13 protein-coding genes are annotated in these 19,146 nt (G+C 46.2%); all 13 read right to left on the bottom strand.

Annotation, left to right across the window (positions count from 1 at the left end):
* Positions 1 to 73 precede the first annotated feature (73 nt).
* On the bottom strand, positions 74 to 508 hold the full coding sequence (gene rpiB / locus K6V30_RS14695; protein WP_010537641.1) for a ribose 5-phosphate isomerase B: 435 nt from the start codon (positions 506 to 508) through the stop codon (positions 74 to 76).
* A complete protein-coding gene (locus K6V30_RS14700) occupies positions 508 to 2,517 on the bottom strand; it encodes a transketolase family protein (RefSeq protein WP_055270251.1) in 2,010 nt (669 codons plus the stop codon). Before K6V30_RS14700 ends, rpiB begins: the two co-directional genes overlap by 1 nt.
* A 176-nt stretch (positions 2,518 to 2,693) precedes the next feature.
* Positions 2,694 to 4,238: an alpha-N-arabinofuranosidase gene (locus K6V30_RS14705; protein ID WP_055270253.1), complete on the bottom strand. Its 1,545-nt coding sequence runs from the start codon at positions 4,236 to 4,238 to the stop codon at positions 2,694 to 2,696.
* A 69-nt stretch (positions 4,239 to 4,307) separates the two neighbouring features.
* Positions 4,308 to 6,716, bottom strand: coding sequence for a beta-L-arabinofuranosidase (locus K6V30_RS14710; protein WP_010537644.1), 2,409 nt, complete (start codon positions 6,714 to 6,716; stop codon positions 4,308 to 4,310).
* A 104-nt stretch (positions 6,717 to 6,820) separates the two neighbouring features.
* Positions 6,821 to 8,416, bottom strand: coding sequence for a xylulokinase (locus tag K6V30_RS14715; RefSeq protein WP_055270255.1), 1,596 nt, complete (start codon positions 8,414 to 8,416; stop codon positions 6,821 to 6,823).
* Between the two features lie 188 nt (positions 8,417 to 8,604).
* Entirely contained in the window at positions 8,605 to 10,134 is a 1,530-nt protein-coding gene (gene araA / locus K6V30_RS14720; protein ID WP_010537646.1) for an L-arabinose isomerase, read from the bottom strand.
* Between the two features lie 80 nt (positions 10,135 to 10,214).
* Positions 10,215 to 10,565, bottom strand: a complete 351-nt coding sequence (locus K6V30_RS14725; RefSeq protein WP_010537647.1) for a four helix bundle protein — start codon at positions 10,563 to 10,565, stop codon at positions 10,215 to 10,217.
* 48 nt (positions 10,566 to 10,613) lie between these two features.
* Complete coding sequence (locus tag K6V30_RS14730; RefSeq protein WP_055270257.1) at positions 10,614 to 11,297, bottom strand: L-ribulose-5-phosphate 4-epimerase; 684 nt, start codon at positions 11,295 to 11,297, stop codon at positions 10,614 to 10,616.
* A gap of 5 nt (positions 11,298 to 11,302) precedes the next feature.
* On the bottom strand, positions 11,303 to 11,980 hold the full coding sequence (locus tag K6V30_RS14735) for an NUDIX hydrolase (protein WP_008760645.1): 678 nt from the start codon (positions 11,978 to 11,980) through the stop codon (positions 11,303 to 11,305).
* Between the two features lie 21 nt (positions 11,981 to 12,001).
* On the bottom strand, positions 12,002 to 13,696 hold the full coding sequence (locus K6V30_RS14740) for a sodium:solute symporter (RefSeq protein WP_055270259.1): 1,695 nt from the start codon (positions 13,694 to 13,696) through the stop codon (positions 12,002 to 12,004).
* A 25-nt stretch (positions 13,697 to 13,721) separates the two neighbouring features.
* On the bottom strand, positions 13,722 to 14,861 hold the full coding sequence (locus tag K6V30_RS14745) for an aldose epimerase family protein (RefSeq protein WP_010537650.1): 1,140 nt from the start codon (positions 14,859 to 14,861) through the stop codon (positions 13,722 to 13,724).
* 493 nt (positions 14,862 to 15,354) lie between these two features.
* Positions 15,355 to 17,280 (bottom strand): arabinan endo-1,5-alpha-L-arabinosidase, encoded by a 1,926-nt coding sequence (locus K6V30_RS14750; RefSeq protein ID WP_055270263.1) that lies wholly within the window; start codon positions 17,278 to 17,280, stop codon positions 15,355 to 15,357.
* Between the two features lie 35 nt (positions 17,281 to 17,315).
* On the bottom strand, positions 17,316 to 19,121 hold the full coding sequence (locus K6V30_RS14755; RefSeq protein WP_055270265.1) for a RagB/SusD family nutrient uptake outer membrane protein: 1,806 nt from the start codon (positions 19,119 to 19,121) through the stop codon (positions 17,316 to 17,318).
* Positions 19,122 to 19,146 lie beyond the last annotated feature (25 nt).

The following is a 19,146-nucleotide window of genomic DNA, read 5'->3' on the forward strand; positions in this document are numbered from 1 at the left end:
TCAGTATCTACAAATAAAGCTGTTCTCCGAGAAAGAAGAACAGCTTTATCTATATTTAAATTGTTATTAGGCTTTATTTAACAGGAATCTTATCAATACGATTCTGATGACGACCTCCTTCAAACTGTGTCGAGAAGAATTCAGTCAGTATCATGTCCGCTTCTTCTGTGCTGATAAAGCGTCCCGGCATCACAAGAATATTGGCGTCATTATGTTGACGGGCCAAGTGTGCAATCTCTGCATTCCAGCAAAGAGCAGCACGTATTCCCTGATGCTTGTTCAGAGTCATGTTGATTCCGTTTCCACTGCCGCAGATTGCAATACCGGGATAACATTCGCCCGATTCTACTGCGATAGCCAGCGGATGAGCATAATCCGGATAATCTACACTTGCGGTAGAATTAGTTCCGAAATCTTTGTAAGCCCAGCCTTTTACTTCCAGCCAGCCGCGAACATATTCCTTCAGTTCAAAACCGGCATGGTCGCATGCTAATCCGATTGTTTTCATTAAATCATTGCTTTTACCTGGTTATATACGTTCTCGGCAGTAAAACCAAGTTTTTCATCCAATACTGTGTAAGGAGCAGAGAAACCGAAAGACTCCAATCCCCAAATTTTACCGTGGCAACCTACCAAACCTTGAAGAGTAACAGGCAGACCGGCAGTAAGACCGAAAATCTTAGCGTCAGCCGGAAGAATAGATTCCTGATATTCTTTAGACTGGCTGCGGAACAGACCTTCTGATGGAGCAGATACGATACGAACTTTCACACCATCTTTGCGGAGCAGTTCCGTGCCGGCAACCAAAGTAGATACTTCGGAACCTGAAGCTACCAGGATCACATCCGGATTTTCATCAGAACCGGCTACGATATAAGCGCCCTTAGCTGCTTGTTCGTAATCAGTTCCAACCGGCAGGTTGGCGATATTCTGACGAGAGAAGATCAAGCCTGTAGGGGTAGACATATTTTCCATTGCAAGTTTCCATGCAATAGTTGTTTCTTCTGCATCAGCCGGACGAAGTACCAGCATAGAGTTGTGTCCCTTATGATTTTTCAGCTTTTCCATCAGGCGGATTTGAGCTTCCTGTTCTACCGGTTCATGAGTAGGACCATCTTCACCTACGCGGAATGCGTCGTGAGTCCAGATAAATTTCACAGGTTGTTCCATCAAGGCAGCCATACGTATAGCAGGTTTCATATAATCGGAGAATACGAAGAAAGTACCGCAAGCAGCGATCACACCACCGTGGAGTGACATACCGATGCAGATACAAGCCATCGATAATTCGGATACACCGGCTTGGAAGAATGCACCGCTGAAATCACCTTTCTTGAAAGAATGAGTTTTCTTAAGGAAACCGTCAGTCTTGTCAGAGTTGGAAAGGTCGGCAGAAGCAACGATCATATTTTCTACTTGTGTGGCAAGAGCTCCCAGAACGGTTGCAGAAGCAGCACGAGTAGCAGTACCTGCTTTTTGTTCGATAGCAGTCCAGTCTATTTTCGGAGCTTTGCCTGAGAAGAATAATTCCAGCTTAGCGGCCTGTTCCGGATTGGCTTTAGCCCATTCGGCTTTTGCTGCATATCTTTCAGCTACGATTTCTTTTAATTCTGCCGCGCGTTTAGCATACAGTTCGGCAACTTCCGGGAAAATTACGAACGGATTGGTAGGATCACCGCCCAAGTTCTTGATTGTATTTACATAAGCGTCGCCACCGAGCGGAGCACCGTGAGTAGCACAGTTAGCTTCATAGCTGCTGCCGTCTGCCTTGCGTGCGCCTTTGCCCATTACCGTTTTACCGATAATCAGTGTCGGACGTTCTTTTTCAGCCTGCGCTTCTTTGATAGCTGCACGGATTTCGTCCGGATCATTACCATTGATGCTGAGTACATTCCATCCCCATGCTTCATATTTCATGGCGGTATCTTCAACCGTTACATCTTTCGTTTCTGTAGAAAGCTGAATATCGTTGGAGTCGTAGAACATAATCAGGTTGTCGAGTCCCAATGCACCGGCAATACGTCCGGAACCCTGAGAGATTTCTTCCTGAATACCACCGTCGGAGATGTATGCATAAATCGTCTGATTCATTACCTCGTTGAAACGAGCTTTCAGGAATTTAGCTGCGATAGCGGCACCTACAGCGAAAGTATGTCCCTGTCCCAGCGGACCGGAAGTATTTTCAATGCCACGCATGATGTCTACTTCCGGATGTCCCGGAGTAGGGCTTCCCCATTGGCGGAATTCTTTCAGTTCGTCCAGAGTGAATTTACCGGTCAATGCCAAAGTTGAATAGAGCATCGGAGACATATGACCCGGATCAAGGAAGAAACGGTCACGACCTTCCCAACGCGGATTTTCAGGATCGTATACTAGAAACTCAGAGAAGAGTACATTTACAAAGTCAGCACCACCCATGGCGCCACCCGGGTGACCGGAATTGGCTTTCTCAACCATTGAAGCAGCAAGAATACGGATGTTATCCGCTGCACGATTCATAAGTTTATTATCGTTCATATCTTTAATAATTAATAGATTTGCTAGTCTGTCAATGTGCCAATTACTTGGCATATTTCTCATAATGTTGGCAAAGATAGCTCTTTATGTGTAATTAACCATCCAAAAGAGCTATCTTTTTTGTAGGCTTTTTAACAGACTTCTTGTTTACAATACAGTAAGTATTTACTATTAGATTACTGTAACTCTAAAGTAACAATTGACTTAGCCGGTAGTTTTACCTTCATAATTCCTTTATTGATTTTTACCTCTTTGAAGGAAGCCGGTTTTACAATATTAGATTTTTCGAAAGAGTTGTAATCGGTCAGATTAGCAGAAGTCAGGATTTCTCCAATCGCCTTTTTGGCATTTACGTCCGGAAGATTGACTGTGATTTCCTGTGCGTTGTCTGCATCCACGTTGGAGAGAGAAATATGGATCACTCCGTTCTTGTCCTTAGAAGCTGTTGCGCTGACCATAGGAACTGTACGGTTATCGCGTACGTTCATTTTCTCGCAAGTCAGGTCGAGTGGAAGATAGGTTGCATCCTGATGCACTTTGTACATCTTAAATACATAATAAGTAGGAGTAAGTACCATATCTTTGTCTTTAGTCAGGATCATAGATTGCAGAACGTTGACTATCTGAGCGATGTTCGCCATTTTCAGACGGTCGGTATATTTGTGGAATACATCGAGACTTAAAGAAGCAACAAAAGCATCACGCAATGTGTTTTGCTGATACAGATGACCTCTGACCGTTCCTGGTTCTTCGTCCCACCATGTGCCCCATTCGTCAAGCAAAAGGGCAATCTTCTTGTCTTTATCATATTTGTCCATGATGGCACAATGTTTTTTGAGTACATCTTCCACTTCAAGACATTTGCCCATAGTCCAGTAATAATCGTCTTTGTTGAATTGGGTTGCCGCGCCTTTGCTGCCGCTCCATCCTGTAACTGTATAGTAGTGTAAGGATAGACCTTGCATCCGGTGACCGACACGATTCATCAGTACATCCGTCCAGTTATAGTCGTAATCACTGGCACCACTGGCTATCTTAAACAGATGATTACCGTCATAGTTACGGCAATAAGTAGAATAACGGCGATACAGATCGGCATAATATTCAGGGCGCATACTACCGCCACATCCCCAGCTTTCATTTCCTACGCCGAGATATTTTACTTTCCATGCCTTGTCACGACCATTCTTACGGCGCAGGTTTGCCATCGGAGAGTCACCGTCGGAAGTCATGTATTCCACCCATTTAGCAAGCTCTTCTACCGTACCGCTACCTACGTTTCCACTGATATATGGTTCACAGCCCAGCATTTCACAAAGATTCAGGAACTCGTGTGTTCCGAAACTGTTATCTTCAATCGTGCCTCCCCAGTTGTTGTTCACCATCTTCGGGCGATTTTCTTTGGGACCGATTCCGTCCATCCAGTGATATTCATCGGCGAAGCAGCCGCCCGGCCAGCGAAGAACAGGAACGGACAACTCTTTTAATGCATTGAATACGTCTGTCCGGTATCCTTTGATATTAGGAATATCCGAATTTTCGCCTACCCAAAGACCACCGTAGATACATGAGCCCAGGTGTTCGGCAAATTGACCGTAGATTTCCTTCGGGATGATTTCTTTGCCTTGGTCGGCATGTACAGTGATGGTAGCATTCTTTTGTGCAGAAAGAGATACGGAGGCTGCCAGAAAGGCCGTGCTGACTAATAGTTTTGCTTTCATAAATGGAATTTGTTTAAATGGTTATATAGATGTTTGATTTTTATAATGGTCATTTTCTCATTCTTACGCTTATTTCAACAGACGTACTTCGTAAATGGCAGAGGTCCACTCTGTACCATCCGGCTTCAAAAGAATCTCACAACTTCCTGCTTTTAATTTTTGAGGCAGAAGATAGTTGAGCGTGATAAAGCCGTCTTTGTCAGCTTTGCTGATAGTCGGAGTAAGGGTTAGTCTCTCGTTATTCAGTAAGATCATTGTCTTATTCCGATCCTCTTTTCGTATGGTCAGCATTAATTGACTTGCTTCTTTTTTTACTTTCAGATTGTAGCTGAACCACTTTTTAGCACGACGGAAATGGCGGTCTTTATGGGTTCCGGTCTCAGATTCTTCATATTGAATCCCATGATCGGATTCCGGTTGCTGTTCACCGGGGAAGATTAAGTCGACTGTCTGGTTAGCCAATTCTGTCGCCTTTCGCTCGGCTGTAGCCATTTCTTCCTGAATCGCCTTGAATTGCTCTTCACTGGTTTGGCGGAAATAAACAGCATAACGGGAATTATGCAGGCGGAAGAATGGAACAAGTTCTAATGGTTTACCCATCTGTGCCGGGTAAATATTACCATCATAGCTGAAAGCTAATTTGTTTCCGTTCAGTTTATGAAGAGAAGTACGGATAGAGACGGGATTTCCAATCAACATCGGAACCTCTTGCAAAGGAATCTGTTTGCCGTGAGCAATATGGCCGCCACGGCTGTCGTCTGCATAGATGCCGTCAAGATGTTCCGTTCCTGTAGAAGCTGCCAGAACGATGGGGCCATACAGGAAAGCATAGTAATCTTTCTTGTCCGGAATTTGTTCCAGGCTGACCTCCATCGGCAGATTGAAGGTGATCACATCTCCTTTTTTCCATTTACGATGGATGGGTAGGTAAGTACTGACTCCCGGACGTATGGCATACTTCTTTTTCTGACCGTTGATCGTGATTGCATAATCTTTAGAACTTCCTGCCCATCCTGGTATACGAATCATTAATGTCAGTTTCTTTTTAGATGCTTTATCTATTCGTAAGGTTACTTTTCCATCATCGGGAAAGAGGGTTTCCTGTGTTAATGTCACACCCTGTTCTTTCCAGTTCAGTTGTGAAGGAATAAAAAGATTGACGTAAAGTGTATCTTGCCGATGTGCATAAATAAACTCACCATACTTAGTGTGATTTTCCAGACCTGATCCTACACAGCACCACATCGATGTTTCCGGTTGCGAATAGACCCGGTAATGCCCGGGACGCATTGGAGTAAAGTAGACGAATCCGCCTTTATCCGGTTCTTGTGATGACAGGATATGATTGTAGAGTGCACGTTCATAATAATCTACATAACGTGGGTCCGGTTTGTTGGAGTTGTCAACGTCTCCGGAGTTCTGATAAAGCATTTTGGTCAGCCGGAGCATGTTGTAAGTATTGCAAGTCTCCGGTCCCTGAACGTCATTCAGCATAGACGTAAAGTTGTCCGATGGATGAAAATGTTCGCGTACGCTATTCCCGCCGATACACACGGAACGGTGATTGACTACGGTATTCCAAAAGAAACGGGCTGCATGATCCCATTCTGCTGCATGATTCCAGTCTTTGTCATCCTTTGAAACTTCGGCTACCCGTTTGTATCCGATTACTTTAGGAATTTGTGTGTTAGCATGCATTCCGTTTAACCTGTCTTCGTCTTTGATAAGCGGGTCGAGAATGACTTTATGAGAGAAACGGCGTGCCAGTTCCAGGTATTTCTTATCGCCTGTTATTTCCGCTACATCCGCAAACGTTTCATTTAAGCCGCCGTGTTCACTGCGGAGCATATCCTGCATTTGGCTGTCGCTAAGACCGGAAGTAATATCAATCATCCAGTCGGTGAGATCAATCAGCATCTGACGTGCCAGATCGCTGTGGGCATACAGGTAAGCGTCCCGCAGTCCGGCATACGTTTTGTGTATATTATAGAGGGGTACCCATTTGCCGTTTAAGCTGAAGCCTCCGGCACGAATGTCACCCGCTTTGATTTCTTTCCAAAGTTGGAGGCTACCGGGTGTTCCTCCGATAAATCCTGTGCCGACAGCTTGCTGTGCACGGTGTAGTTCGTTGAGCATATAGTTGAGACGGTGGTATATCGCCGTATCTCCGGTGGCGGCATACATCATGGAAAGTGCGGAAAGGTAATGTCCGCCGATGTGGCCGTCCAGTCCTGTATTCTCCCAGTTGGTATAGCTTGGGGCTTTGGGTGTCAGTCCGGCTTCGCGAAGGAAAGGAGCCGATAATCTGTCCGGATCGAGAGCTAAGATATAATGTAAATCAGTCTGTTGAGCTTGCAGAAAAGGACTGCTTAATAACTTCACATCTTGAAGGGAAAAGTAAGAGACCTGATGGTTCGTCTGGGCTTTTCCGATGGAGATGGATATAATAAGGGCAAGTATGAACGAGGTGGTTTTCATGATAATAGCTTCCCCCTGACCCCCTCCAAAAAGGAGAGGGAATGAGGATATTTATGTTAATACTAAATTCAGGGAAAGGGGGAGAAAGGTCTCCGTGAAGCCGCTTATTTGAATTTGACGGCTGCTTCTTCTATAGGCAAACCTGCCTTGTAGCTTTCGATGTATGTGTTGAAGCCGGCTACATCTTCGGGGGTGGGTGATACCTCGACACCAGCATCGCTGACAAATACACTTTCATCCAGGAAATCGGCAAGAGATTGACCCTTTTTATTGTTTACCAGGTAAGAACCCAGCAGGGCAATTCCCCATGCACCGCCTTCACCGGCTGTTTCCATAACAGATATGGGCGAGTTGATGGCTGCTGCAAGTACTCTTTGACCGACTCCTTTGGTTCTGAACAATCCTCCGTGGCCTGTGATTCTGTCGACTTTGATCTTTTCTTCGTTGAACAAGATGTCGTTGCCAATCTTGAGAACTCCGACTGAGGCGTACAAATGAGCCCGCATAAAGTTTGCGAGGTTGAACTTGTCATTGGCCGAACGTACGAACAAAGGTCTTCCTTCGGCAAGTCCCGTTACAGGTTCACCTGAAATGTAGTTGTAGGAGAGGAGACCACCGCAATCGGTATCACCGGTGAGGGCAATGTTATAAAGTTTGCCGTAGAGTTCATCCATATCTACAGGTATACCCAGAAGTTCCTGGTATTCTTTGAACAGGTTGACCCATGCGTTAAGATCCGAAGTACAGTTGTTGCAATGTACCATGGCTACGAGGCTTCCGTCGGGAGTGGTGACCATGTCGATCATTTCGTATGGCTTCGACAATTCTTTTTCCAATACGATCATAGAGAAAGAAGAAGTACCTGCCGATACGTTGCCGGTGCGTTGCTTGACGGCGTTGGTTGCTACCATGCCGGTGCCTGCGTCTCCTTCCGGCGGGCAGACCGGTATTCCTGCCTTCAGATGACCGGATGCATCAAGCTTTTTACAGCCTTCCGGTGTGAGGACACCGGCATTTTCACCAGCCGACAATACTTTGGGCAGAATGTCTTCCAGTTTCCAACTGTATTCTTTCGAAGCAATCAGATTGTCGAATTTGGCCACCATTTCGGCGGAATAGTTGTTGGTAGTCGGATCTATGGGGAGCATACCCGATGCGTCACCAATGCCCAACACCTTTTCGCCTGTTATCTGCCAATGTACATAACCTGCAAGAGTTGTCAGGAACTTGATGTCTTTGACGTGCGCTTCGTTGTCCAGAATAGCCTGGTACAAATGAGAAATGCTCCATCTCAAAGGGATGTTATAGACAAATAATTCGGATAATTCTGCCGCAGCACGGCCTGTATTGGTATTTCTCCAAGTGCGGAAAGGCACGAGGATTTCTTCTTTTTCATTGAAAGGCATGTAACCATGCATCATGGCGCTGACACCGATGGCTGCCAGAGTTTCGATCTCTGTGTCGTATAATTTCTTCACGTTGGAGCGGAGGTCGGCGTAGCAATCTTGCAGTCCGGACCAGATGGCATCAATGCTGTAAGTCCAAAGTCCGTTGACCAGTTGATTTTCCCATGTGTGGCTGCCTTGAGCGATAGGTTTGTTTTCCTGGTCAATCAGAACAGCTTTTATTCGTGTAGAACCGAGTTCTATGCCAAGGATGGCTTTACCTGTCTCTATGGTTGATTTTGCATCTAATTTCATGTTGAAACCGATATTTTAAGGTATAACAATAAGTGTGGAGAACAAAAACTGAGTCTGCTTTCAAAAGGCGGAAGTGTCTTTAACTCGGGTTGAATTAAAAGTCGCCAGTATCCATACTGTGTGTGACTAAAAAGTCGGTACCAATGGAGATGGTACCGATTTTTTTAAGTGGACTCAGTGATTGGTTTTTAGCAAAGCGCTTTGTTCAGCATGTAATATACTTCATTCATGCGAAGTTCTTTCTTGAAGCAGCTGATAGTCGTATCTTTATTGATATGTACCATTTCGATGCCTGCGATTTCTGCATAATCTTCCCAGTATTCTGCTGTCAGGTCGTATGAGAAGCAAGAGTGGTGAGTTCCACCGGCCAGAATCCATGCGCCTGCACCTACTTCGAGGTTAGGCATCGGAATCCAGAGTGCGGAAGCAACCGGCAATTTCGGAAGTGGTTTCGGTTCGATACATTCTACATCGTTTACGATCAGACGGAAACGGTTACCCATATCCACTACAGTTGCGGTGCAGCCTGTTCCTGTCTTTGAAGTGAACACAAGACGGGCAGTCTGGCTCTTACGGATACCTATGCCGAGGAAGTGTACTTCCAGACGAGGCTTGTTAGCTGCGATAAGCGGACAGATCTCCAACATATGTGACTGTAGGATAGAACTGTTGGCACCATCAAAGTTCAGTGTATAGTCTTCGAGGAATGAACAGCCTTTCGGAAGTCCTTGATTCATTACCCATACAGTACGATAAAGAGCAGCCGATTTCCAGTCGCCTTCAGCACCGAATCCGTAGCCTTCTGCCATCAGGCGTTGAGAAGCCAGTCCCGGAATCTGATCGAAATAGCTACCGTCAGTCTGACCCAGATCGTCAAAGTTGGTAGTGAATCCTTTGGCGCCTTTCGCTTTGAGGATAGCACGGAGAGCCAGTTCGGCTTTGGCAGCATTCCATACTTTCTGATAAGCTTCGGTTGATTTGTCTTCCAGAGAAGCGTCGTGATCGTAATCATTGAAGTAAGTAGCTACCAAAGCATCTACATCAGCATCTTTGATTTCTTTGTGATATTCCATCAGTTCGCTTGCCGGACAGTAATCCACGTGATAGCCCATGCGTTGTTCTGCTTCTACCTTGTCACCATCGGTTACGGCTACATTATTCATCTGATCGCCGAAACGGATGATCAGCATATCCTGAGAGTCAGCCCAACCTGCGCAAACACGCATCCAGACAGCAATCTTATGCAATGTTTCTTCTTCTTTCCAGTAGCCTACCACTACTTTGCGACGGATGCGCATACGGGTACAGATATGTCCGAACTCGCGGTCGCCGTGAGCTGACTGGTTCAGATTCATAAAGTCCATATCCATTGTATCCCAAGGAATTTCCTTGTTGAACTGAGTATGCAGGTGCAGCAATGGTTTCTTTAATTGTTGCAGACCATGAATCCACATTTTAGCAGGAGAGAAAGTATGCATCCAAGTGATGACGCCTACACATTTGTCATCGTTGTTGGCTGCTTTGAATACAGCTTCCACCTCTTTAGAAGAGTTGGCCGTTCCTTTGTATACTACTTTAACAGGAAGTTTGCCCGATTCATTCAGACCGTTAACCATTTCGTTAGAGTGTGCGTCTACTGCGATTACTGCATCACCTCCGTACAAGAGCTGTGCTCCTGTTACGAACCATACTTCATACTGATCAAATACGTTATTCATAATTTATTGAATTGACAATTGACAATTGACAATTGACAATGAGAGAATGTCGAAAGTCAAATGGCAATTGCGGGTTATTATTAATAGTTTTTTGTTGTTTTAATTATAGATATTAATAATTTGTTTATTTCTGTGCTGTCATTATTGATGCTCTCATATTGTTCCCGAGTGATATACTCTGTTCTAATCAATAATTCCAGCCAATACTCTGTTTCGTTCGCTTCCTTAAGTGCTATATTCAACTTATTAATAAAATCAGCCCGACTTTGTGCTTGCTCAGCCTCACGAATATTGGCACCAATACTGGTCCCGGATCGCAATATTTGCTTACTCATCACAAACTCCTTTTGTTCATTTACTAAAAACTTATATAAATTCACAATCCGAACAGCGAACTCCAAACTTTTATCTTTTACTACATTATCCTTCATGTCCTCTCGCATTAATTGTCAATTGTCAACTGTCAATTGTCAATTATTTTATTGTCCGTAGTAAGCGTTCGGACCATGCTTGCGGCTGAAGTGTTTCTCTATCAGCAGCGGGTTCATTGTTAAATTCGGATTTACAGCATAGGCAATACTTGCCATTTTGGCAACTTGTTCCATCACTACTGCATTGTGTACTGCATCATGTGCGTCTTTTCCCCAGGAGAAAGGCCCATGATTCTTGACCAATACTCCCGGTGTATGTACAGGGTTCAGGCCTTCGAAACGTTTTACGATCACGTTTCCGGTTTCCAGTTCATAGGCACCTTTTACTTCAGCTTCCGTCATGTCCGCTGTGCAAGGGATGGCATCATGGAAATAATCAGCGTGAGTTGTTCCGATATTAGGAATGTCACAACCGGCTTGCGCCCATGCGGTAGCATAAGTAGAGTGGGTGTGTACCACTCCGCCGATTTCGGGGAATGCTTTGTAGAGTACCACGTGAGTAGGAGTATCTGAGGATGGCTTCAGCCGTCCTTCGACGACTTTGCCATCCAGGTCCACTACTACCATATCTTCCGCTTTCATATCATCATAACTGACTCCACTGGGTTTGATGACTACCAGTCCCGTCTCGCGGTCGATGGCAGAAACATTTCCCCATGTGAAGATGACTAATCCATGCTTCACCAATTCGAGATTGGCATGAAATACTTTTTCTTTCAGTTCTTCCAGCATATTGATTATAATTTAAATTTCGGGTCCTTGCGGTAGGCTTTGCCGTTGAATTTATACAAGGCTGCACCCCGTTTGGAACCCAGTTTATCTATTTTATCCGTCTTTTCGATAAAGTCCATTTCTGCGACACGCTTGCGGAAATTCCGTTTGTCCATCGGTTCGCCGTAAATAGCTTCGTAGAGACTTTGCAGTTGGGACAGTGTGAACAGTTTCGGCAACAGGTTGAATCCGATAGGCTCGACAGATGCTTTCTGTTTCATCATCTCCCGTGCTTTATCGACCATCTCCGGATGGTCGAAAATCAGTGCGGGGAGTTCGTTGATGTTTACCCAGTAAGCATTGTGCTTCTGAACCAGTTCGCGGTCGTACTCATTGATGTTGATCAGCGCATAGTAGGCAATCGAAACTACCCTTTCGCCCGGATCGCGGTCGATGGCGCCGAAGGCTCCCACCTGTTCCATGTATACGTTTTCCAAACCTGTAAGTTCAGCTAGTACACGTTTGGCAGCATCGTCCACGCTTTCGTCTTTTTGCACGAATCCTCCCATCAGTGACCATTCGCCCATTGCCGGTTCGAAGTTTCTCTTCAGCAGTAGCAGGCTTATTTCGCCTTCATTAAAACCGAAGATGATGCAGTCGATACCGAGATAGAAGGTAGGATTCGAACTATAATAGTTTTTCATCGTTTGAATGAATTTATTTAATTACCAGAAATACCAGTAGAAAGCAGCAGTGATAGCAAGGATGATTGCTGTATGAATAATATCCCAGTGATCCCAGCTTGCACGGGTAGCTGCTTTTTGTTCTTTAGTAGCTGTGCCGAATACCAGTCCCTGAATCTTTTCCGCTGTCGGAGCTTCCGTGGCAAGGCTGACTACAATAACTACGATGATACAGAACAGGAACATCCATCCGCAGAAGAACAGCCAGTTCATATCGTAGAATAAATATTTGAAGGTAGAATCTGCCACTTCACCTGCGTTACTGTAATATACTTTGGCACCCAGACGAGTCAGACCGATGACCATACCGGCGATCAATCCCCACATACCACCTTGGGCAGAAGTACGTTTCCAGCAGATACCCAGCAGGAAGGCAGCGGCAATACCCGGAGCCAATACAGACTGAACATCCTGCAAATAAGTATAAAGTACGTCACCTACGCTACGCATGATAGGAATCCAGAGAATACCGAGGATTACGATCACTACAGTTGCTATCTGACCGATACCTACCAGTTTCTTTTCCGGAGTCTCCGGACGGAAGCGTTTGTAGAAATCGATTGTAAACAACATGGCAGATGAGTTGAACAGTGAAGCCAGCGAACTCATCAAGGCAGCGAGGATACCGCATACTACCAGACCTTTCACACCGGCAGGAAGCAATTTAGCTACCAGAGTAGGGAAGGCGGCGTCAGCGTTGGCAGTACCATTGGCAAGCATCGGGAGGAAACCTTCGCCACCGGCACCGATATATTTCTGATGTAATGCGAAAGCAATCATACCCGGAATCAGGAACAGGAATACAGGCAACAGCTTCAGGTAAGCGCCGAAGATAGTACCACGACGAGCCTCTTTTTCATTCTTTCCGGAAAGTACACGTTGTACGATGAACTGGTCAGTACACCAGTACCAGAAACCGATAATGGCAGAACCGATAAGTGCACCCAGCCAAGGGAAGTTCGCATCATCGTTGCTGCGGATCAGATTGGTCATGGTGTCACCATAATCGTTTACCGTCACAGCACCGCACACTCTCATCATTTCGTCCCAGCCTCCCAGTTCTTTGAAACCGAGCACAAGGATAATCAACGAACCTAACAGAAGAATCGGAGTCTGAAGTACAGAAGTATAAAGTACCGATTTCATACCACCGAAGATTGTATATAGGGCAGTGAGAACTACCAGTCCGATGGCAGCAATCCAAAAGAAGTCAATTCCCCAGAGTTCTTTGATACCGAATACTTGCTGGAATACCAGACCTCCGGCATATACTGTAACCGCTACTTTGGTCAATACGTAACTTACCAGAGAAATGACCGATAAGATGGTACGTGACTGAGGATTGTAACGGCGTTCCAGAAATTCCGGCATCGTGTATACCATGCTTCGTGAATAGAAAGGTACGAATACCCATCCCAGAATCAGGATCATCCATCCCTGAATTTCCCAGTGAGCCATCGCCATACCGCTTGAAGCTCCTGCTCCCGCCAGGCCGATCAAGTGTTCCGAACCGATGTTTGATGCGAAGATAGAGGCACCGATCGCAAGCCATGTTGCGTCACGTCCGCCTAAGAAATAATCTGCCGAGTCATTTTGTTTTTGTCTGACTACCCAAACAATAATACCTATCAGAGCCAAAAAGAAGACTCCAATTACTAGCCAATCTAATGCTTCCACAATAAATTTGATTTATAAGTTAATATTATTTCTCTATCGAGAATTTAAAGATACATTCGCTGTTGTACGTTTGTCCCGGTTCCAACACAACGGACGGCCAGTCGGCTTTGTTGGGGCTGTCGGGGTAGTGTTGTGTTTCGAGGCAGACAGAAGCACGTTGGTTGTAAACGATACCTTTCTTTCCGCTTACGGTTCCGTCGAGGAAGTTACCTGTGTATACCTGAATACCCGGTTCGTTGGTATATACTTCCAGTGTGATTCCGGTTTCGGGAGACGTCAGTCTGGCAGCTACCTGAGAGATGTCACCCTTGGTGTTGAGCACCCAGTTGTGGTCGTATCCGTTGCCGTTCTTCAGTTGGACGAAGTCGTAGTTGTTGATATCTTTGCCTACCGCTTTCGGAGTAGTGAAGTCCATCGGAGTATCTTTGACCGGAGCGATTTCGCCGGTTGTCATGAAGGTGCTGTCTACCGGAGTATAGTAATCTGCATTTACATACATGATGTTGTCTGTCGATGTTTTTGACGGATCACCAGCCAGATTGAAGTAAGAGTGGTTGGTCATGTTGATGATTGTCTTTTTGTCGGTAGTAGCGCTGTATTTGATATCGATGGCATTGTCATCTGTCAGTTGATAGGTTACTTTAGCAGTCACATTTCCGGGGAAATTCGCGTCACCGTCCGGAGAGATAAGAGTCAGTTCCAATGTTGCCGGATCGATAAGGTTGGCTTCGTATACTTGGTATTGCCATCCTTTCGGACCTCCGTGCAGACAGTGGCCAAAGTTGTTTTGCGGCAGTTGGATGGTATCTCCGTCCAGTACAAAACGCCCTTGGTTGATGCGGTTGGCGTAACGGCCGATAGAAGCACCGAAATCACTGGGTACATTAATATAATCAGCAATGCTGTCAAAACCTAAAACTACATCCTGCATCTTGCCGTTCTTGTCGGGCACCATGATGGACACGATGCGTCCGCCGAAGTTAGTGATGCATACTTCCATACCCGCCTTATTCTTTAAGGTATAAAGAGCTGTTTGGGCATTGTTCACTTCTGTTTGAAATTTTGCCGGGTCAAGACCGGATAAAGTCAGCTCGGAAGCCGGCTTGTTATTGCACGCGGCAAGCATCAGCGCGGCAATTCCTGCAAGTAGAAAATGTTTTTTCATGGTTTTATTTTTAATGTAAATGAGATGCTTATCTTATTTTGGGTGTAAAAGTAACACTTTTGTTTGGTGTATCAAATACACTTGTATATGTTGTGCAACATAAAAGGATAAGAACTTTACTGTTACGTATAAAACTATCGCATGTTCCCATCTTCGGAGCGGGATCGTTGTATTGCATTTTCTCTTTCTATATAGAGCTGGATAGTTTCTAGGGCTTGGAACCAGAGTTTCTTCAGCTTGAAACTAAAGTTTCCTCTGCTTGAAACTAGAGTTTCATCCGCTTGGAACCGTTGGTTCCGGCATATGGAAACGAATGGACCTACGCATGACCTGTCGGCAAAGTCCGGTAGATATAGCAGCACTGTGACGGCAAAAATTGCCATCACAGTGCTGTCACTGGTTGCTGTCACAGCTTTACTTCTTCATTATAAGCGAGTTATGCTCTGTTTTGTGACGGTGACAGCAAAACACATATTTATTTTTCTATAGAGAGTTATTGGAGTTTCTTCCCCCAATATGTCTTTTGATTACCCTGGGCCGCATACACAATCGTATGTGTCCGCGGACTGGCTTCCCAGTCGACTTCGCGTTGCAGATAGAGTACTACTCCGGCGCTTGTCGTGATGGTTTGAGTCGCTGCATCAAATGTCCATGTAGCATTTTTCCAGCTGCCGGAAGTTATCTTATGCGTGTCGAGATCATAGGTCATCGTTTCGGAAGTCCGTTGGGTGCCTGTATTGTTGGTCAATGCCAGATGTTCCCAGTCTCCCGCTATTTCATTTTCCGTGATAGGTGCTTGCGGAACGGCTCCGTAACGTTCGGGCATAACGAGAGGCCATCCGTTGGCATCCCAGCGGATGCTGCGTACATGTCCCATCATGATGGCGTTGGAGTATTCATTGCCGCCTACGTTCACGGGGAAACGTCCTTGTGAAGTATAGAACCAGTTGCCGGCTCCGTCATCGAAGATGCCGCAATGGGAAATTCCTACCCAGCCGTAGCTGTTGTCGAACCGGTAAGGAGCAGTCAGTATCGGATATAGTTGCGCGCTTCCCATAGCGGAATTTCCGTGTATGTCTACATAAGGGCCGTCAATGTTTCTGGAACGGCAGACACGTGTATTATATTCTACCGACAGTGAACCGTAAGCCAGGAACAGATAGTAATAACCGTCACGATAGATCACTTCGGGACCTTCGGATGCCTGCCAGCGGCTGGTGCCACGTGTGGCGATTATCTTTCCATAACCCGAATTGTCTTCCCCTGTGATGTCCCAGGGATTTCCCAAAGCATTCAGCGGTTTGCCGTCTTCCGGATTTACCTGTAGGGCAGCGATACCGCTGTGCCATGAACCATAGATCAGCCAGTGTTCGCCATTTTCCGTTATTATATAAGTAGGGTCGATCGCATTGATTTTAAAATACCCTTCCCAGTCATTGATGCTGCTGCGCCCATAATCCGTCTTTCCCTTATCGCTGGCAGAGCAGACAACGAATCCTTTGTCTTCCCATATATTACTTGCCGGATCGGAAGTTTCCATCAGTCCGATAAACGCGCGTTCGGTCCATGAACCGTCAAAGTTGCCGTTGTTCTCAATTTCCGGTTTTCCGGTTTGGATGTAGTTCGTGATTACGATGGAATAATACATACGGTATTTTCCGTTCGATACTTTTCGTGCAACAGGTGCCCAGTATCCGTAAGACGGATTGTCAATCGGTTCCAGTCCCATCTCTTGACGGTAGGCATTCAGCTTTTCTTTGATCCATGTCGGGGGTGTTTCACTCATGGTTGCTCCCAGGTACTCCCAGTTTACGAGGTCTTTGGAACGCCTTGCGTGGAAGTGTCCGTTTCCGCTGTGCGCGTTTCCGTAAGAAGCGTCTGTCTGATACATATAGTAATATCCGTCATCGGCTTTCATTACCGTAGGGTCGTGTACGTTGGCAAGGTTCCAGTCATAACGGTTGCTCCAGGCTGAGAAACTTGTGTAGTCGTCTACATACGTGGGTGCTTCGTACGCTGCCAGTTCATCGCTCAGTGTCTCGGCGGGAGTCGTGAAAGAAGTTTCCTCCGAGTATCTGGGCTCTTCGTTGTAAAGGGTGACAAAGGCTCTTACGTAATACGTCGTCTGTGGAGTCAGGCCGGTCAGGGTCGTACTGATTTCCGATCCTCTGACTTCGGAGGTCGTGTCATAAATGTCCGGATGGGATGCCGTGCCATAACAGAATCCCCGTTTGACGATATTCATTCCTTCCGTTCCGCTGATATTGGCGGATAAGGTTGCTTTGTTGTACCCCACATTCGTATATGCCGGCGTTGTGATGCTTAAAGCTCCTGATGCGGAGTTTTCATCATCGTCACTGCACGCTGCCAGAGCGAGCGTGCAACAGAGTAGAAGATAGATGGTCTTTAAGTATTTCATATCTCAGTCTTTCTTTTTTTAGATTGTTTTGATGTTTATTCGTTAGAAGCGCTTCCGGTGTCCCATCCCGGATTCTGTCCCAGATTGGGTGCCCGTTTCACTTCGTTGGCAGGTATCGGGAAGTAGTAACTCTTGGGATTGACAAACGTGCGTGAATTGACCGTTTCTGCCAGTCCGAAGGTATAGGAGGGAGTATCTGCGCTGCCGGTGACTTTCACTCCATAAAGATTCAGCAACTGGTTGTAACGGGGCTTTCCGGTTTCTCCCGTAGAAGTAACATTGTCATATAGTTTCCAGCGGCGTACATCGAAGAAACGATGATCTTCGAAAGCCAGTTCGATGCGTCTTTCGTTGCGGATACGTTCGCGGAGTTCACTTTGCGACATATCTGCATAGGCCGGCATACCGGCACGGGCGCGTACCTCATTGATATAACTGTATGCCTTGGCAGGTCCTTCCGCTTCATTATAGGCTTCGGCGGCATTCAGCAGAATTTCGCCATAACGGAAAATCATCCATGCGTGAGGATAGGTGGCCGGTTCTTTGCAGGAAATGTTATTCACGAACTTTTTCAGATAGTATCCGGTGTAGGTGCCTCCCATGGCTGAGGTGTAATCCACTCCTTTGTCCGCATCCGAGTTGTAGCGTACATCGATGGCGCGTCTTTCTTCTTTGTCGGCACGTCCCCACATCATGCCTTGATAGAAGATGGTTTGTGCCAGACGCGGGTCACGGTCTTTATACGGATTGGCGGCATCGTAGGTACTGCCGTTCTCATCGATCCGTTTGCCGTTGCTCATTTCGTAAGCGTCCACCAGATTCTGTGTCGGGTTGGTACGTCCGTTTCCGGAGAAAGAACCGGTAAAGCCTACCGGCAGGAATACTTTTTCTACCTGATTGGTATTCCATACGGAGCGTGCAAGGATAATTTCATTGTTGTATACCGGATTGGTCGTGAAACATTCGTAATAGTCATTCTCCGGATTTCCCGTATTGTACAGTCGGTAAGGATAACTTTGCTTGTTATTCTGAGTGATGAAGTCGGCTGCTGCCTGTGCCGCATTCGCCCAGTATGCGGTGTTGCCGTCCGGATTGTTCAGTTTGGAAGCACGGTAGAGCAGGGCTCTTGCCTTTAAAGCATAAGCGGCGGCTCCGTTGACACGTCCCCAGTTGGATGCTTCATCGCTGTAGCGGAAGGGAAGCTGGTTTTTGATCTGGTCGCATTGGTCGGCTACCCATTCAAGTGCTTCGGCAGCGGGAGTACGGGACATGTTCATTGCCGAAGGATCGGACAAGTCGAAGATGATCGGTTCGCCGGATTCATCTTCCGCAATGACAGGGGCAGCGCCGAACCAGCAGATTAAGTCGAAATGGAAGATAGCGCGAAGCAGTCTGGCTTCTGCGCAGTAACGGTCGTAAAGGCGGTTGTCGTCGCCGTCCTTCTCCGTATTTCCTACTACGGATGCCTTGGCGTTCTTCAGAAACATATTACATTTCCGAATCCCGTATAAGTCGGTGTTCCAGAAGCCCAGCAGGGGATGGTCGCCGGCGGTGTATCCGTCGCTGCCGATCTTTGTATAATAATGAAGTCCCCAGCAGGTCACTGCATTATCCGTCATACAGTCACGTGAAGCACCTGTGAACTGGTCGTCCGACAGTGGCGCCAGTCCGTCCGGCAGATTCGTGTAGATGTTGGCGAGGAACTCGCGTGTCAGGTTCTGGTTATTGAACACTTTCTTTTCAGACAAGGAGGCATCGTACTCTTTGTCGAGGTAGTCGCTGCACGAACTGCCTGCGAGTGCGAGGACCAGAGTAACTATATAAGTTGATATTCTTTTCATAATTCTTTGTTGTTTTATTGAATGA

Source organism: Bacteroides faecis, assembly GCF_020091505.1.
GTDB classification, from domain to species: Bacteria; Bacteroidota; Bacteroidia; order Bacteroidales; family Bacteroidaceae; genus Bacteroides; species Bacteroides faecis.

Excerpts from the sequence above, each read along its gene's own strand:
- K6V30_RS14705 (WP_055270253.1), bottom strand. The coding sequence starts at position 4,238 with ATGAAAGCAAAACTATTAGTCAGCACGGCCTTTCTGGCAGCCTCCGTA.
- rpiB (WP_010537641.1), bottom strand. The coding sequence starts at position 508 with ATGAAAACAATCGGATTAGCATGCGACCATGCCGGTTTTGAACTGAAG.
- K6V30_RS14750 (WP_055270263.1), bottom strand. The coding sequence starts at position 17,280 with ATGAAATACTTAAAGACCATCTATCTTCTACTCTGTTGCACGCTCGCT.
- K6V30_RS14730 (WP_055270257.1), bottom strand. The coding sequence starts at position 11,297 with ATGCTGGAAGAACTGAAAGAAAAAGTATTTCATGCCAATCTCGAATTG.
- K6V30_RS14755 (WP_055270265.1), bottom strand. The coding sequence starts at position 19,121 with ATGAAAAGAATATCAACTTATATAGTTACTCTGGTCCTCGCACTCGCA.
- K6V30_RS14710 (WP_010537644.1), bottom strand. The coding sequence starts at position 6,716 with ATGAAAACCACCTCGTTCATACTTGCCCTTATTATATCCATCTCCATC.
- K6V30_RS14700 (WP_055270251.1), bottom strand. The coding sequence starts at position 2,517 with ATGAACGATAATAAACTTATGAATCGTGCAGCGGATAACATCCGTATT.
- K6V30_RS14725 (WP_010537647.1), bottom strand. The coding sequence starts at position 10,565 with ATGAAGGATAATGTAGTAAAAGATAAAAGTTTGGAGTTCGCTGTTCGG.
- K6V30_RS14715 (WP_055270255.1), bottom strand. The coding sequence starts at position 8,416 with ATGAAATTAGATGCAAAATCAACCATAGAGACAGGTAAAGCCATCCTT.
- K6V30_RS14745 (WP_010537650.1), bottom strand. The coding sequence starts at position 14,861 with ATGAAAAAACATTTTCTACTTGCAGGAATTGCCGCGCTGATGCTTGCC.
- araA (WP_010537646.1), bottom strand. The coding sequence starts at position 10,134 with ATGAATAACGTATTTGATCAGTATGAAGTATGGTTCGTAACAGGAGCA.
- K6V30_RS14735 (WP_008760645.1), bottom strand. The coding sequence starts at position 11,980 with ATGAAAAACTATTATAGTTCGAATCCTACCTTCTATCTCGGTATCGAC.